This is a genomic window from Corallococcus terminator (assembly GCF_049194865.1).
Classification (GTDB): Bacteria; Myxococcota; Myxococcia; order Myxococcales; family Myxococcaceae; genus Myxococcus; species Myxococcus terminator_A.
In genome coordinates this window covers 25,015-40,515 of record NZ_JBLZWL010000059.1, presented here as the reverse complement: position 1 = coordinate 40,515, position 15,501 = coordinate 25,015, and the positions used below count along the sequence as shown (strand labels likewise).

Genomic DNA, 15,501 nt, shown 5'->3' with positions numbered 1-15,501 from the left:
GCGAGCCCCGAGTCACCGCGAGGGCGCTCAGGGCTCCGCGAGGCTGAGTCCTCGCTGGAGTGCTTCGCGCACGAGGGGGCGCTCCTCCAGGGGAAGGCGTTCCTCGAGTGCCTGACGGGCCTGCTGTCCGCCCAGCCGCCCGAGCGCCAGGGCCACGGCCTCCCGAACCGGATCTTCACGGTCCACCAGTCGGGCCGCGAGTGGGCGGATGGCCTCGGTTCCCAGGCAGTGCGCCAGGGCCCCGGCCGCGCTGGCGCGAACGTCAGCGGGAGCGCGGGGATCCTCCAGGACTTCTTGAATGGAGGGCGCGCCCTGGGGCGGGTCGATGAGTGCGAGCGATGCCATGGCCCGCGCGCGTCGAGACGAGGGAACCGACGGGTCCACCACGAGCGAGCGAAGGACTGTCACGGCCTGGGGCCCGAGCCGACGCCACGGCTCCTCTCGAAGTGGCCCCTGGGAGGGGTCTAGCAACGTCAGCACCTGCTCCCGCAAATCGCCCGACGGAACAGGAGTGGGGGCGGGCGCGGTGGACATGGACGGAGGTGGCTCTCCCGAGGCGTGTGAGTACGCGAGGGCGGTGCCCCCGGAGCTCGCGAGCACTCCTGCTCCGAGCAGGAGGTGCCACCAGTGTCGTCCGCGCGAAGGCAGGGGAGCGAGGGTGTGGCGAGGTGGCGGCGAGGTCGGTGTTGGCATGGGGGCGCCTCGAGCAGGGGAACGTCCTGGGTTATACGCCGGTTGCCCGCTCGGACTCGAACCCCGTTATGGTGCCGCGTTGATGGCTGGACGCGTCTTCTTCTTTCTGCAGCACGCCACGTACGAGCCGGCGTTCCAGGCGAGCTCCATGGGCATCACCGCCGTGGCGATGGGTGACGAGGTCTACTTCGTCTTCGCCTTCGACGCGCTCCGCTCCTGGGTGGATGGAACTTTCGGTCAGCCCGAGAGCGAGCGGGAGCGCGAGGAGCACGCGCGTGGAGAGGCGCTGGGCGTACCTCCTCCGCGAAAGATGATGGAAGAGGCGAGGGCGCTGGGCGCGAAGCTGATCGCCTGCGACACGACGGTGCGCCTGTGTGGTCTCGAGCCCGAGTCACTCCAGGGGCCCCTGGACGAGGTGATGGGCCTCGCCTCGCTGTGGCGACTGACGCAAGGGGCGCGCACGCTGACGCTCTAGTTGATCCACGGCGAAGAGGAGCCGGGCAGGCGCCAATGTCGTCCACGCCACACCAGGTGTGTGCCTGCCGAGCGGGAACCATCGGCTCCTGCTGTAACCTCGCAGTATGAGTTGAACCGGATGCGCCCTGCCTTTTGAGGCTGTAGCCTCCGAGGGGAGTCACGCGTTACTCTTCCCCCAAGCCGTCCCCTGAAGAGCCCGGCCGCGCGGAGCTCCGCGTCCCCCCATGAGAAGCAGAAGGAATTCATCACCTATGCGCGCCAAGTTGCCCCTCCTGAGCGCTCTCGTCTTCGGCGCCCTCTCGGGTGTCGTCGCCGCGGGTTGTCAGTCCTACGACTTCGAGCCGGTGGAGCCGCTCGCCATCGCGCAGACGACGGTCGAGGAGACCATCACCGCCCTGTCGAGCAAGCCCAACATCATGATGTTGGTGGACGTCTCCGGCTCGATGACGCTTCCGGTGGATACGACGCGGCCGTCCTGCATGGTCCCGGATCGCGGCACCGGCCCGCTGATTCTGTGTAGCAACACCAACCCGTGCCCCACGGCGACGTGCCCTACGCGGTGGTCGGAGCTTCAGGCCGCCGTGCCCCAGTTCCTCGCGAACAGCGGTCCCTATGTCCGCTTCGCGCTCACGACCTACCCCGAAGCCACGGAGAACTCCTCGAGCGTCGAGTCCTGCGCCAGTCCCACCGCGACCTCGGTCCGCAAGGACTTGCCGCTCGTCGAGGACGACGCCTCGCTGCTGGCGCACGCCAACTCCATCAACGACCTCATCCAGGGCATCCCCAACAGCGGCACCGGCAGGCCCTTCGGTGGCACACCGACGAGTGGAAGTCTGAACTTCGTCGGAAAGATGGCTGGCTTGCAGGTCAAGGACCGCAAGAACTTCGTCATCCTCCTGACGGACGGTCTTCCCAATTGCAACGCGGAAAATGAGTACTCTGGCGCTGAGCAGCCCGCGCTCTGCAAGTGCACCATTGCTGGCAACAATTCCTGCGGCACGAGTGGTTCGACCTCCGAGCGTCGTGGCTGCCTCGACACCAACGCCTCCGTGAAGGCCGTGCAGGCGCTGAAGGACCAGGGCATCACGACCATCGTCATCGGCTTCGGCGCCGAGACGGCGTCGGGTGACGGCCCGGTGGTGCTCCAGTCCATGGCGGCGGCGGGTGGTTTCGCCCGCTCCTGCGCGGATGACGCGACGGCCTGTGGCGCCAACGACACGTGCATCGCGGCGACGGGCCTGTGCGGCCGGGCCTTCTACCAGGCGGGCAACCAGACGGAGCTGTCCGAGGCGCTGGAGCGCATCAGCAAGGAAGTCATCAACGCGGAGCCTTGCCTGATTCCGCTGAAGGGTCCGCAGCGGCCCTCGGACCCGAAGCTGGTCGTCGTCTACATCGAGGGCGAGCGCACCCTGGCGGGTGACGGGACCTGGTCGCTGACGGACGACGGCGTGCTCTTCAACGGCGCGGCGTGCGAGCGCATCAAGAATTCCCGGCCGGAAGCGCCCATCAACATCGAGATTCGCGCCATCCGTCAGCGCTAGGCAGGCGGACGGGGGCGGCTTTACCCGGGCGGGTGTGGGGATTATAGGTCCCCTCGCCTCTGGCCCGGTTCGCCGTCCCCGCCCATGAAAGTCACCCTCCTCTCGCGGTCCGCTTCCATTCCCTCCACTCGGCGTCTTGTCGAGGCGGGCCGCGCGCGGGGGCACAAGATGCGCGTGCTCAACCCGCTCCGGGTGCAGATGCACCTGGACGGGGGCAGCGCCACCCTCTACTACGACCGCAAGAAGCTGGCGCCCACGGACGTCGTCCTTCCGCGCATCGCCCAGTCCATCAACACGTACGGGCTCGCGGTGGTGAACCAGTTCGCGCTGGGTGGGGTGGCACTCGTCAACCACGCCCAGGCCATTGCCCAGTCGCGCAGCAAGATGCGCTCGCTGCAACTGCTCTCCGCGCACGGCATCGACATTCCCGCCACGGTGATGGCGCGGGATGCCGCCCACCTGAAGGAGATGGTGGGGTTGGTGGGCGGAGTTCCCGTGCTGGTGAAGCTGCTCCAGGGGCAGGAGAACCACGGGGTGATGGTGTGCGAGAGCCTCCAGTCCTTGGAGGCCGCGCTCGAGGCGGTGCTCGGCCTTGGCCATAACCTGGTGATGCAGGAGTACGTGAAGAGCACGAGCCAGGACGTGCGCGTGCTCGTCGTTGGCGGCAAGGCGGTGGCCGCGGTGCGCCGCAGGCCACGTCCCGGTCGGCTCGCTCACACGCTCATCAAGGGGGCTCGGCTGGAGGCGATGGAGCTGTCCCCCGGGCAGCGCGCCACGGCGGAGAAGGCCACGCGGCTGGTGGGGCTGGAAGTGGCGGCGGTGGACCTGCTGGACATCCAGGGGCAGTTGAAGGTCTTCGAGGTGAACAGCTCGCCCGCCTTGCCGGAGATGGAGGCTGTCACGGGCATGGACCTGGCCACGCCCATCATCATCCGCGCGGAGGAACTGGTCGCTGGCGCGGAACCGGTGTCCGTACCGGACCTCATTCCGCCCCGAGGCCTTCCCGCGCCGGGACTGCCAGCCTCCCCGGCGCCGCGCAGGAAGAAATCGAGTCGCACGCCCACGAGTGGAGCAGGGGGCGCGTGAAGAGAAAGCCGGTGACCGACGTCGCAGGCATGATAGGCAGCACCCGCTTTCAGGAGACCCGCCATGTCGCACATCCGAAGCCTCACCTCCGTTGCCGCCTTGCTGGTGGCCTGCGTCTGGTCGGCCCCGGCGTCCGCCGACGAAGTGGACCCCGCCAACCTCTATGACGTGTCCACGGACGGCTCCTCCACCCAGGTCAAGGCGGGTGAGAAGGGCGTGTTCGTGCTCTCGGTGAAGACGAAGCCCGGCGCGCACGTCTCCGAGGAGGCCCCGCTGAAGCTCGAGGTGAAGGGCAGCCAGGTCTCCGTCGCGAAGGAGAAGCTGGGGCGTGAGGACTCGGTCGCGAAGAAGGCCGCGGGCCAGGAGTTCGTGGATCCGCGCTTCGAGGTTCCCTTCTCAGCCACGACCGCGGGCAAGGGGACGGTGGACGCGAAGCTCGTCTTCTTCATCTGCACGGAGAAGATCTGCGCCCGTCAGCAGAAGACCTTCTCCGTTCCCGTCGAGGTCCTCTAGTTCCCATGCGTGAGCGTCCCCCCAAAGGTGGTCGAGGCGAGCGCGATGGTGGGGACTCCCCGGCGCGTCACGTCTATGGCGTCAATCCGGTCCTCGAGGCCCTGAGGGCCCGGCCGGACGAAGTGGAGCGGCTGTTCATCGTGGAGGGGCAGCTGGCCGCCAAGGCCGCGGGCGAGCTGCTCAGCCGCGCCCGGGACGCCGGAGTCCGGGTGGAGAAGGTGTCGCGCGAGCGCCTCGGCGCCATGGCCGACGGCGGCGTCCACCAGGGCGTGGTGCTCGAGCTTCGAGGCTTCAAGTACTCGGAGCTGGAGGACATCATCGACGCGGCCACGGCCAGCAAGCTGCCTCCTCTGGTGGTGGTGCTCGACGGTATCCAGGACCCGCACAACCTGGGCGCCATCATCCGCTCGGCCCACGCGCTGGGCGCGCATGGCGTCGTCATCGCCAAGGACCGCGCCGTGCAGGTGACGGGCACGGTGGCCAAGGCGTCAGCGGGGGCGGTGGAGTACTGCCTCATCGCCCGGGTGGTGAACATCTCCCGCGCGCTGGAGGAGCTTAAGGAAGCGGGGCTCTGGGTGGCCGCCGCGGATGTGGACGCGACCGAGCACGTGTGGAGCGCCCGACTGGACGGGCCCCTGGCCCTGGTGGTGGGGGCCGAGGGGGCGGGCGTGAGGGAGGGAGTGCTCAAGCACTGCGACCACCGCCTGCGGATTCCGATGGCGGGTCAGGTCGGTTCACTCAATGCGTCCGTTTCGGCCGGCATTCTGCTATACGAGGTCGCCCGGCAGCGGGGGAGCACCTCCCGTTAGTCGGCCATCATCCGGGATCAATCCCCTTGACTTGGATGGTGGGGACTTCTAAAAGGGCGCGCCTCGCACATCGGAGCCGGGTGGTTGACGGGTTCGGTGGAGGTGGGGTAGGGCGAGAGGTAGGAGCCGGATGAGTGCCGGTGTAGCTCAGTCGGTAGAGCAACTGATTTGTAATCAGTAGGTCGCGGGTTCAAGTCCCGCCGCCGGCCAAGCAGGACGGGGGCCGCGGATGAGGGCCCGAGACGAGCAGCATGAAGCATGGGGTGCAGTACGCAGTTGGAAGTGAAAATGCGGAGGGATACCCAAGCGGCCAAAGGGAGCAGACTGTAAATCTGCCGGCTCTACGCCTTCGATGGTTCGAATCCATCTCCCTCCACTCGGCAACGCGGGAATAGCTCAGTTGGTAGAGCGTCAGCCTTCCAAGCTGAATGTCGTGGGTTCGAATCCCATTTCCCGCTCCAAACGTTGTAGTTCATAGCATCGCCAAGCCCTGATAGCTCAGTTGGCAGAGCGCATCCTTGGTAAGGATGAGGTCACCAGTTCAATCCTGGTTCAGGGCTCCATTTTTTAGAGGAGTGTCATGGCCAAGGAGAAGTTCGAGCGTAACAAGCCCCACGTGAACATCGGCACGATCGGACACGTGGACCACGGCAAGACGTCGCTGACGGCGGCCATCACGAAGGTGCTGGCCAAGACCGGCGGCGCCACGTTCCTGGCGTACGATCAGATCGACAAGGCGCCGGAAGAGCGTGAGCGCGGCATCACCATCTCCACGGCGCACGTGGAGTACCAGACGAAGAACCGGCACTACGCGCACGTGGATTGCCCGGGCCACGCCGACTACGTGAAGAACATGATCACGGGCGCGGCGCAGATGGACGGCGCGATTCTCGTGGTCTCCGCGGCGGACGGTCCGATGCCCCAGACGCGCGAGCACATCCTGCTGGCGCGCCAGGTCGGTGTTCCGTACATCGTGGTCTTCCTGAACAAGGTGGACATGCTGGACGACCCCGAGCTGCGTGAGCTCGTGGAGATGGAAGTTCGCGACCTGCTGAAGAAGTACGAGTTCCCGGGCGACACCATCCCCATCATCCCTGGCTCGGCGCTCAAGGCGCTCGAGGGTGATACGAGCGAAATCGGCGAGGGCGCTATCCTCAAGCTGATGGAAGCCGTGGACGCGTACATCCCGACGCCGGAGCGCGCGACGGACAAGCCCTTCCTGATGCCGGTGGAAGACGTGTTCTCCATCGCCGGCCGTGGAACGGTGGCGACGGGCCGCGTCGAGCGTGGCATCATCAAGGTCGGCGAGGAAATCGAAGTTGTCGGTCTGCGTCCGACGCAGAAGACCGTCGTCACGGGCGTGGAGATGTTCCGCAAGCTGCTGGACGAGGGCCGGGCGGGCGACAACATCGGCGCGCTGGTGCGTGGTCTGAAGCGCGAGGACATGGAGCGCGGGCAGGTGCTGGCGAAGCCGAACAGCATCAAGCCGCACACCAAGTTCAAGGCGCAGATCTACGTGCTGTCGAAGGAAGAGGGTGGTCGCCACACCCCGTTCTTCAAGGGATACCGTCCCCAGTTCTACTTCCGCACGACGGACGTGACGGGAACGGTGAAGCTGCCTGAGAACGTGGAAATGGTGATGCCGGGCGACAACATCGCAATCGAGGTGGAGCTCATCACCCCGGTGGCGATGGATAAGGAGCTGCGCTTCGCTGTTCGCGAGGGTGGCCGCACGGTGGGCGCCGGCGTCGTGGCCGAGGTCATCGAGTAATACGCCTGGGAAGCCGCAGGGCTTCCTGGCTCCACTTTCCGGATTTAGAGGGGAGGGCACCTTCTGGTAGCCTTCCCCTCTCGTGTCTGATGAGGTAGGTCATGCCGAAGGGCAATCGTTCTATTATTTCGCTCGAGTGCACGGTGTGCAAAGAGCGGAACTACACGACCACGAAGAACAAGCGGAAGAGCCAGGACAAGCTCGAGTTGAGCAAGTTCTGCTCGAAGTGCCGCAAGCATACGGACCACAAGGAAGGTAAGGTCTAGGTCGGTAGTTCCTGAGAGTTTCTAGGCCAGTAGCTCCAACGGTAGAGCAGCGGTCTCCAAATCCGCGTGTTGGGGGTTCGAATCCCTCCTGGCCTGCCAAGTCTCAGTGGGAGCGGGGCCCCCGGTACCTGGAGGTACCGGGGGTTCCTGTGTTTCCGCAGTTCGTAAAATTTCGTATTCGCAGTACCTCGTGAGGAACCATGGCGACGGCATCAGAGGCCAGCCAGCAGGCTAACCGCTCGGCGATGGACCCGAAGCGGCTCGTGGTCATCTTCTACCTCCTCGCCGGCATCATCCTGGCGCTGTTCCTGGAGCGCCTCTTCGGGGCACTGTGGGCCAGCTTCGGATGGTCCGACTCAGTTCTCATTGAGGGGTTGGATTGGAAGGTGTCCACGCTCGTGGGCTACCTGGTGGCCGTGGGGCTCGCCCTGGCGGGATTCTTCCATCCAAAGACCCACACTCTCTCCATGGAAGTGGCGAGCGAGTTGATGAAGGTCTCCTGGCCTACCTGGCCGGAGACCCGGACGTCGACCATGGCCGTGGTCGTCGCCTCGCTTGTCGCCGCGGTGCTGCTCTTCTGCATCGACACCGTCGCGTACAACTTGATGGTGGAGTGGCTCCCGGCCCTGTGGGGGAAGTTGTAATGGCCATGAAATGGTACGTGGTCCACACCTACTCGAACTTCGAAAACCAGGCGAAGAAGAGCCTGGAGGAGAAGGTACGTCTCGAGGGGTTGCAGGATCAGTTCGGAGAAATCCTCATCCCCATGGAGCAGGTCGTGGAGATGGTGAAGGGCGAGAAGAAGACGTCTCGCCGCAAGTTCTTCCCGGGCTACATCTTCGTGCAGATGGAGCTGAACGACCGGACGCTCCACCTGGTGAAGAACACGCCGAAGATCACCGGCTTTCCTGGGACGGTGCAGAACCAGAACCCCCTGCCCATCTCGGACCTGGAGGTCGCGCGGCTCACGTCGCAGATCTCCGAGGGCACGCTCAAGCCCAAGCCCAAGGTGCAGTTTGACGATGGTGACACGGTGCGCGTCATTGACGGGCCCTTCGCCAACTTCAACGGCACGGTGGAAGAGGTCAACGCGGAGAAGGGTCGCGTGAAGGTGCTCGTGAGCATCTTCGGTCGCGCCACGCCCGTGGAGTTGGACTTCATGCAGGTGGAGAAGACCACCGGCTAGTTTTTCGCGGGCGGCTCGGGTAGAGCGCGCCTCGCACACGTTCCGTGCCCTTTGGGGCGCGGTTCCATGGGTGGGAGGGCCTTCCCGTCTGGAGGCCCGTCAGGACCACCCCCTCGAAAGGCAGTCGTCAGCCGATGAAGAAGGTCACAGGTCAGGTCAAGCTGCAGATTCCCGCCGGCAAGGCGAACCCCGCTCCGCCGATCGGCCCCGCGCTCGGTCAGCAGGGCGTGAACATCATGGAGTTCTGCAAGCAGTTCAACGCGAAGACGCAGGCGGAGGCCAAGGAGGGACTGATCATCCCGGTGATCATCACCGTCTATCAGGACCGCTCCTTCACCTTCATCCTCAAGACGCCTCCGGCGGCTGTCCTCATCAAGAAGGCAGCGGGCCTGCACACCGACAAGAAGAAGGGTTCGGGCGCGAAGAAGCCTGGCAAGGAGAAGGTGGGGCAGATCACCCGAGCGCAGCTCGAGGAGATCGCCAAGAAGAAGATTCAGGACACCACCGCCGCGTCGCTTGAGGCCTGCATGAACACCATTGCTGGCACCGCGCGCTCCATGGGCATCGACGTCGTCGGCTAGGCCGCCGCCCCACTCACGGACGAGGATTTTTGTCATGGCTCAGAATGGGAAGAAGTTCCGTGCGGCCTCCACGCTGGTGGACCGCGAGAAGCGCTACAGCATCGCCGAGGGTTTCGCGCTCCTGAAGAAGACGGTGGATGCGCGGGCGTCGAAGTACGACCAGACGGTCGATGTCGCCATCAACCTGGGTGTGGACCCCAAGCACGCGGACCAGATGGTCCGTGGCGCCGTGGTCCTGCCCAACGGCACGGGTGCCACCGTGCGAGTGGCCGTGTTCGCGAAGGGCGAGCGCGCCACCGAGGCTGGCAACGCGGGTGCGGATATCGTTGGCGCGGAGGATCTCCAGAAGCGCATCGAGGAGGGCTTCCTCGACTTCGACACCGTCATCGCGACGCCCGACATGATGGGTATCGTCGGTCGCCTCGGTAAGGTGCTCGGTCCCCGTGGCCTCATGCCGAACCCGAAGGTCGGCACGGTGACCATGGATGTCGCCAAGGCCATCCGCGACGCCAAGGGCGGTAAGGTCGACTTCCGTGCGGAGAAGGCCGGTATCGTCCATGCGAAGATGGGCAAGGCCTCCTTCGCGGTGGACAAGCTCGAGGGCAACTTCAACGCGCTGGTGGACCTGGTGATGAAGCTCAAGCCGGCCACCGCCAAGGGCGTGTACCTGAAGGGCATCGCCATCTCCACGACGATGGGCCCGGGCATCAAGATCGATACCCAGGAGATTCTGGCCCGCCACCGCTAGGCGGACAGCAGGTAGAGCGGCGCTCTCATCCCCGCACAGGGGGTGTCAGAGGCGCCGCCTGCCTGACGTCTCAGGTTCGAAAGTTCTGGATCTTTGCTTAAGCCGGGGGTATAGGCCCCCGGCTTTTGCAATTGGAGCGCCACGTCGTGAGACGGGTGTTCCGACCTGGTTCATGACAGCAGGGACCCGGTCAGAGGAGAAGTGCCCCGTTGGGAACCGGACAACCGGTCGGGGCATGGCTTCCTCTGTCGGGTTCAAACGGCCGAAAGGTCAGCCCTGCCGAGACTGGAGGTGCGTTGTGGTGTCTCTCGGAGACTCCTCTCGCTCTGCCACTTTGGCCCAGGCATCACGCCCGTCGGAAGACGGGCCAGTAAGGAGGTGAGTCAAAGTGCTGAAGAGCGAGAAGGAGGAGATGATCAAGGAACTCCACGAGAAGTTCTCGCGGACCAAGTCGGCCGTCGTCGCTGAGTTCTCCAAGGTGGATGTGGAGACGGTGACGAAGCTGCGCAAGAAGTTCCGCGAGGGCAACGTCGAGTACAAGGTCATCAAGAACACGCTGGCGCGTCGTGCGGCGCAGGGCACGGACTTGGCTGTCATCGCTGATGACTTCACGGGTCCCGTGGCTCTGTGTCTCAGCTACGGCGATGTGGTGGCCCCAGCGAAGATCCTGGCCGAGTTCACGAAGGACCTCGAGGACAAGATCAAGATCCGCAGTGGCGTGGTCGACGGCCGCAAGGTCGACGTCGCCGGCGTCAAGCAGCTGGCGAAGCTGCCGGGTCTCAACGAGCTCCGAGCGCAGTTGCTCGGGATGATCACCCAGCCGGCGACCAAGCTGGTTCGGACGATTGCCGCCCCGGGAACGCAGCTCGCGCGGGTCATTCAGGCCCACGCGGACAAGGCGCAGGGGTAGTTGCCCTCATCTGTCCGAGAAGTTTTTCTACACCCACCTTTTCGGCCGTTCCTCCCTTTGGGAGTAAGGCCGTTAGTCAATCCAAGAAGGACACAGTTCCATGGCTGACCTGAACGCAATCGTTGATTCGCTTTCCTCCCTGACCATCATCGAGGCCGCCAACCTGGTGAAGGCCCTCGAGGAGAAGTGGGGCGTCTCCGCCGCCGCCGCCACTGTCGTTGCCGGCCCCGCCGGCCCCGCCGCCGCTCCTAAGGAGGAGCAGACGGAGTTCACGGTGGTGCTGACGAACGCCGGCGCCAACAAGATCAACGTCATCAAGGAGATCCGCACCATCACCGGCCTGGGCCTGAAGGAGGCCAAGGACCTGGTCGAGGGCGCGCCCAAGAACGTCAAGGAAGGCGTCAACAAGGACGACGCCAAGAAGTTCAAGGACCAGCTCGTCGCGGCTGGCGCCACCGTCGACGTCAAGTAAGTCGAACAGGAGCTGCTTGGTTTCCGGGAATTCCCAAGCAGCTTCCTGACCGAATGAGCAGGCCGGCGCTCCCAGTGAGGGGGGCTGCCGGCTTTGCCCATTTGCCAGTTACAAATTTCCCGGCGCCGCCGCGCGTTATCGATGTTTGCCCCGCCCGAGCAGCCGTCCCCGGAGCCAGAATGCCGACGCAGATCCAGAACAATTTCCGCGTGCGGAAGACCTTCGCGAAGATCGCGAAGATCATCGACATTCCCAATCTTATCAACATCCAGAAGCAGTCCTACGAGAAGTTCCTCCAGGCCGATATCGCGCCGGAGAAGCGTGAGGACGTCGGACTTCAGGGTGTCTTCAACTCGGTGTTCCCGATTCGGGATTTCAACGAGACGTCGTCGCTGGAGTTCGTCAGCTACCACCTGGAGAAGCCGAAGTACGACGTCGATGAGTGCCACCAGCGCGGGATGACCTATTCCGCCCCCATCAAGGTCGTGGTCCGCCTGGTGGTGTGGGACAAGGATGAGGAGACTGGCGCCCAGTCCATCCGTGACGTGAAGGAGCAGGAGGTCTACTTCGGGGAAATCCCGCTGATGACCCAGAACGGCACCTTCATCATCAACGGGACCGAGCGCGTCGTTGTCAGCCAGCTGCACCGCAGCCCGGGTGCCTTCTTCGACCACGACAAGGGCAAGAGCCACTCGTCTGGCAAGCTGCTCTACAACGCCCGCATCATTCCCTACCGCGGTTCGTGGATCGACTTCGAGTTCGACCACAAGGACCTGCTGTACGTGCGCATCGACCGCCGGCGCAAGCTGCCCGCGACGGTGCTCATCCGCGCCCTGGGCGCCGTCAGCGACACCGCGAAGAAGAACCCGCTGGAGTTCAAGGGCTCCACCGAGGAGATCCTCAACTACTACTACGCCACGGAGACCGTTTACCTCCAGAGCGCGACGGACTTCGAGAAGAGCGTCGAGCTGGAGCTGCTCCCGGGCCAGCGAGCCACCCGCGACATCAAGACGAAGACGGGCGAGCTCATCGTCAAAAAGAACCGCAAGTTCACCCGCGCCGCCATCAAGAAGCTCGAAGCGGCGAAGATGAAGACGCTCCCCATCGACGCGGATGAGCTCTTCACGAAGGTGTCCGCCTACGACGTGGTGGACGAGAACACCGGCGAGGTCATCCTCGAGTGCAACGAGGAAGTCTCGCAGGACAAGGTGGACGAGCTCCTCAAGCGCAACATGAAGGAGTTCAAGGTCCTCTTCATCGACAACCTCAACGTGGGGCCGTACCTGCGTGAGACGTTGATGCTGGACAAGCTCGAGACGCCCGAGCAGTCCATCATGGAGATCTACCGCCGCCTGCGCCCTGGCGATCCGCCGACGCCGGAGACGGCGATCAACCTGTTCACCAACCTGTTCTTCAACCCCGAGCGCTACGACCTGTCCAAGGTCGGTCGCCTCAAGTTGAACTTCAAGTTCGGCCTCGAGGAGCCTCTCGACGGGCAGATCCTCACCAAGCGCGACATCCTCGAGGTGATCCGCTACCTGATCGATCTGAAGAACGGCAAGGGCACCATCGACGACATCGACCACCTCGGCAACCGCCGGGTGCGCGCGGTGGGTGAGCTGCTGGAGAACCAGTACCGCATCGGTCTGGTTCGCATGGAGCGGGCGATCAAGGAGCGCATGAGCCTCCAGGAGATCGAGACGCTCATGCCGCACGATCTCATCAACGCCAAGCCCGTCACGGCGGTCATCAAGGAGTTCTTCGGGTCCAGCCAGCTGTCGCAGTTCATGGACCAGACGAACCCCCTGTCCGAGGTGACGCACAAGCGTCGTCTGTCCGCCCTCGGGCCCGGTGGCCTTACCCGCGAGCGCGCGGGCTTCGAGGTGCGCGACGTGCACCCGACGCACTACGGCCGCATCTGCCCCATCGAGACGCCTGAAGGTCCGAACATCGGCCTCATCGCGTCGCTGTCCACCTACGCGCGCGTCAACGAGTTCGGATTCGTCGAGACGCCGTACCGGAAGGTCGAAGCGGGCATCGTGACGACGGACGTGGCCTTCTACTCGGCGCTCGAGGAGGAGAAGCACACCATCGGCCAGGCGAACGCGGAGACGGACAAGAAGGGCAAGTTCGTCAACGCGCTCGTGTCCAGCCGCCGCGGCGGCGAGTTCGTCCAGGCTCGCGCCGAGGACGTGGACCTGATGGACGTGTCTCCGAACCAGCTGGTGTCGGTGGCCGCGTCGCTCATCCCGTTCCTGGAGAACGACGACGCCAACCGCGCCCTCATGGGCTCCAACATGCAGCGCCAGGCGGTGCCCCTGCTGCGCACCAGCGCGCCGCTGGTGGGCACGGGCATCGAGGCCATCGTCGCGCGCGACTCCGGCGTGACGTGCGTGGCCAAGCGCGACGGCACGGTGGAGAGCGTGGACGCGGGCCGCATCGTGGTGAAGGCGGACGTGCCGGCTTCGCTCAGCGACGTCTCGAGCGAGGTCGACATCTACAACCTGCTCAAGTACCAGCGCTCCAACCAGAACACCTGCCTCAACCAGAAGCCCATCATCAGCAAGGGCGACAAGGTCCGGAAGGGTGACGTCATCGCCGACGGCCCGGCCACCGAGACGGGTGAGCTGGCGCTGGGGCAGAACGTGGTCGTCGCGTTCATGCCGTGGCAGGGCTACAACTTCGAGGACTCCATCCTCATCAGCGAGCGCATCCAGAAGGATGACGTCTTCACGTCGATCCACATCGAAGAGTTCGAGTGCATCGCGCGAGACACCAAGCTGGGCAAGGAAGAGATCACCCGCGACATCCCGAACGTGGGTGAGGAAGCCCTCAAGGACCTCGACGAGAGCGGCATCATCCGCATCGGCGCCGAGGTGAAGCCCGGCGACGTGCTGGTGGGCAAGATCACCCCGAAGGGCGAGACGCAGCTGTCTCCCGAAGAGAAGCTGCTGCGCGCCATCTTCGGCGAGAAGGCCGGCGACGTTCGCGACAGCTCCCTGCGCGTGCCTCCGGGCGTGGTGGGCACCGTCATCAACGCCAAGGTGTTCAGCCGCAAGGGCGTGGAGAAGGACGAGCGCGCCAAGCAGATCGAGTCCATGGAGGAGGCGAAGCTCCTCAAGGACCAGAACGACGAGATCAAGGTCCTCCAGGACAGCGCCATCGGCCGCATCCGCGCGCTGGTGCGTGGCAAGGAGGTCCAGGGCAAGCTCGTGGACGACAAGGGGAAGATCCTCCTCAAGAAGGGGGACATCCTCGACGACGCTCTGCTGGCCACCGTGCCCTACAAGTACTGGGGCGAGATCTCCGTCGGTGACCCGCTCGACTCCCGCGTGCGCGACATCCTCCGCAACCTGGAGGAGACGAAGGAGGCCGTGAAGCTGGCCTTCGGCGAGAAGATCGCCCGCATCAAGAAGGGCGACGAGCTGCCCCCCGGCGTCATCAAGATGGTGAAGGTGTACGTCGCCATCAAGCGCAAGCTGGCCGTGGGCGACAAGATGGCCGGCCGCCACGGAAACAAGGGCGTCGTGTCCCGCATCCTCCCCGAGGAGGACATGCCGTACCTGGAGGATGGCCGTCCGGTGGACATCGTCCTCAACCCGCTCGGCGTTCCCAGCCGCATGAACATCGGGCAGATCCTCGAGACGCACCTGGGCTGGGCGGCCAAGGGCACCGGCGAGGCGCTGCAGCGCTACGTGGAGGACAACTGGAGCGCGGACGCCATCAAGGTCCGCCTCAAGGCCATCTACGGCGAGGAGACCGCGTTCGGCGAGTTCCTCGACAAGCTGGATGAGGAGGAGATCAAGCAGCTCTGCCGTCGCTCCAAGCGGGGTATCCACGTGGCTACGCCGGTGTTCGACGGCGCGCACGAGCTGGAGATCCACCAGCTGCTGGACGAGGGGAAGCTGCCCCGCACGGGCCAGATGGTGCTCTTCGACGGGCGCACGGGTGAGCCGTTCGACCAGAACGTCACCGTTGGCGTCATGTACATGCTGAAGCTGCACCACCTGGTGGACGAGAAGATCCACGCTCGGTCCATTGGTCCCTACTCCCTCGTCACCCAGCAGCCCCTGGGCGGCAAGGCGCAGTTCGGCGGTCAGCGACTGGGAGAGATGGAAGTCTGGGCGATGGAGGCCTACGGCGCGGCGTACACGCTGCAGGAGTTCCTCACCGTCAAGTCGGACGACGTGGTGGGCCGCACGCGCATGTACGAGGCCATCGTCAAGGGCGACAACGTCCTGGAGAGCGGCCTGCCCGAGTCGTTCAACGTGCTCCTCAAGGAACTCCAGTCACTCGCGCTCGACGTCGAGCTGCTGGAGCATGCCCCCCCGGAGCGGCAGCGCAGCTTCGGCGGTGACTTCCTGGGTGGTGGTGGTGACGGCGAAGACCGGAAGACCGGTACCGACGCCTGAGAGAGCCGGAGCGCCCGCCTGACCGGCCGCCCGCCA

General features: G+C 65.0%; 15 protein-coding genes and 5 tRNA genes. 19 read left to right on the top strand and 1 reads right to left on the bottom strand.

Going from position 1 to position 15,501, the window contains the following annotated elements:
* Nucleotides 1-27 precede the first annotated feature (27 nt).
* Nucleotides 28-534 carry a HEAT repeat domain-containing protein gene (locus ACN469_RS19535; protein ID WP_498770086.1) on the bottom strand — a complete coding sequence of 169 codons (507 nt, stop codon included), beginning with the start codon at nt 532-534 and terminating at the stop codon, nt 28-30.
* A 241-nt stretch (nt 535-775) separates the two neighbouring features.
* Between ACN469_RS19535 and ACN469_RS19530 the strand changes: the two genes are divergently transcribed.
* The 19 genes from ACN469_RS19530 (at nt 776) to rpoB (ending at nt 15,465) form a co-directional block, all read left to right on the top strand.
* A complete protein-coding gene (locus tag ACN469_RS19530; protein WP_498770084.1) occupies nt 776-1,168 on the top strand; it encodes a DsrE family protein in 393 nt (130 codons plus the stop codon).
* A gap of 253 nt (nt 1,169-1,421) precedes the next feature.
* Nucleotides 1,422-2,711, top strand: coding sequence for an adventurous gliding motility lipoprotein CglB (cglB, locus tag ACN469_RS19525; RefSeq protein WP_498770082.1), 1,290 nt, complete (start codon nt 1,422-1,424; stop codon nt 2,709-2,711).
* 84 nt (nt 2,712-2,795) lie between these two features.
* Entirely contained in the window at nt 2,796-3,797 is a 1,002-nt protein-coding gene (locus tag ACN469_RS19520; protein WP_498770080.1) for an ATP-grasp domain-containing protein, read from the top strand.
* A 63-nt stretch (nt 3,798-3,860) separates the two neighbouring features.
* Complete coding sequence (locus tag ACN469_RS19515) at nt 3,861-4,310, top strand: hypothetical protein (RefSeq protein ID WP_498770078.1); 450 nt, start codon at nt 3,861-3,863, stop codon at nt 4,308-4,310.
* A gap of 5 nt (nt 4,311-4,315) precedes the next feature.
* On the top strand, nt 4,316-5,119 hold the full coding sequence (gene rlmB / locus ACN469_RS19510) for a 23S rRNA (guanosine(2251)-2'-O)-methyltransferase RlmB (RefSeq protein WP_498770076.1): 804 nt from the start codon (nt 4,316-4,318) through the stop codon (nt 5,117-5,119).
* 136 nt (nt 5,120-5,255) lie between these two features.
* Nucleotides 5,256-5,328, top strand: a tRNA-Thr gene (locus ACN469_RS19505).
* 83 nt (nt 5,329-5,411) lie between these two features.
* Nucleotides 5,412-5,495: transfer RNA gene (locus tag ACN469_RS19500), tRNA-Tyr, on the top strand.
* Nucleotides 5,496-5,504: 9 nt separating this feature from the next.
* Nucleotides 5,505-5,580 (top strand) — tRNA-Gly (locus ACN469_RS19495).
* 26 nt (nt 5,581-5,606) lie between these two features.
* A tRNA-Thr gene (locus ACN469_RS19490) sits at nt 5,607-5,682 on the top strand.
* A 17-nt stretch (nt 5,683-5,699) separates the two neighbouring features.
* Nucleotides 5,700-6,890 (top strand): elongation factor Tu, encoded by a 1,191-nt coding sequence (tuf, locus tag ACN469_RS19485; RefSeq protein ID WP_498766518.1) that lies wholly within the window; start codon nt 5,700-5,702, stop codon nt 6,888-6,890.
* Between the two features lie 101 nt (nt 6,891-6,991).
* Nucleotides 6,992-7,156 carry a 50S ribosomal protein L33 gene (gene rpmG, locus ACN469_RS19480; RefSeq protein ID WP_046713307.1) on the top strand — a complete coding sequence of 55 codons (165 nt, stop codon included), beginning with the start codon at nt 6,992-6,994 and terminating at the stop codon, nt 7,154-7,156.
* A 23-nt stretch (nt 7,157-7,179) separates the two neighbouring features.
* Nucleotides 7,180-7,255: transfer RNA gene (locus ACN469_RS19475), tRNA-Trp, on the top strand.
* A gap of 101 nt (nt 7,256-7,356) precedes the next feature.
* Complete coding sequence (secE, locus tag ACN469_RS19470; RefSeq protein ID WP_498770073.1) at nt 7,357-7,800, top strand: preprotein translocase subunit SecE; 444 nt, start codon at nt 7,357-7,359, stop codon at nt 7,798-7,800.
* Nucleotides 7,800-8,342 carry a transcription termination/antitermination protein NusG gene (gene nusG, locus ACN469_RS19465; protein ID WP_498770071.1) on the top strand — a complete coding sequence of 181 codons (543 nt, stop codon included), beginning with the start codon at nt 7,800-7,802 and terminating at the stop codon, nt 8,340-8,342. The genes secE and nusG overlap by 1 nt, the downstream gene beginning before the upstream one ends.
* A gap of 134 nt (nt 8,343-8,476) precedes the next feature.
* Complete coding sequence (gene rplK / locus ACN469_RS19460) at nt 8,477-8,923, top strand: 50S ribosomal protein L11 (protein WP_254041142.1); 447 nt, start codon at nt 8,477-8,479, stop codon at nt 8,921-8,923.
* A 34-nt stretch (nt 8,924-8,957) separates the two neighbouring features.
* The gene (gene rplA, locus ACN469_RS19455) at nt 8,958-9,671 is read left to right on the top strand and encodes a 50S ribosomal protein L1 (protein WP_498770068.1); all 714 of its coding nucleotides are present in this window, start codon (nt 8,958-8,960) and stop codon (nt 9,669-9,671) included.
* 388 nt (nt 9,672-10,059) lie between these two features.
* Complete coding sequence (gene rplJ / locus ACN469_RS19450) at nt 10,060-10,581, top strand: 50S ribosomal protein L10 (RefSeq protein WP_498770066.1); 522 nt, start codon at nt 10,060-10,062, stop codon at nt 10,579-10,581.
* A 100-nt stretch (nt 10,582-10,681) separates the two neighbouring features.
* On the top strand, nt 10,682-11,053 hold the full coding sequence (gene rplL, locus ACN469_RS19445) for a 50S ribosomal protein L7/L12 (protein WP_498770064.1): 372 nt from the start codon (nt 10,682-10,684) through the stop codon (nt 11,051-11,053).
* 179 nt (nt 11,054-11,232) lie between these two features.
* On the top strand, nt 11,233-15,465 hold the full coding sequence (rpoB, locus tag ACN469_RS19440) for a DNA-directed RNA polymerase subunit beta (protein ID WP_498770062.1): 4,233 nt from the start codon (nt 11,233-11,235) through the stop codon (nt 15,463-15,465).
* Nucleotides 15,466-15,501 lie beyond the last annotated feature (36 nt).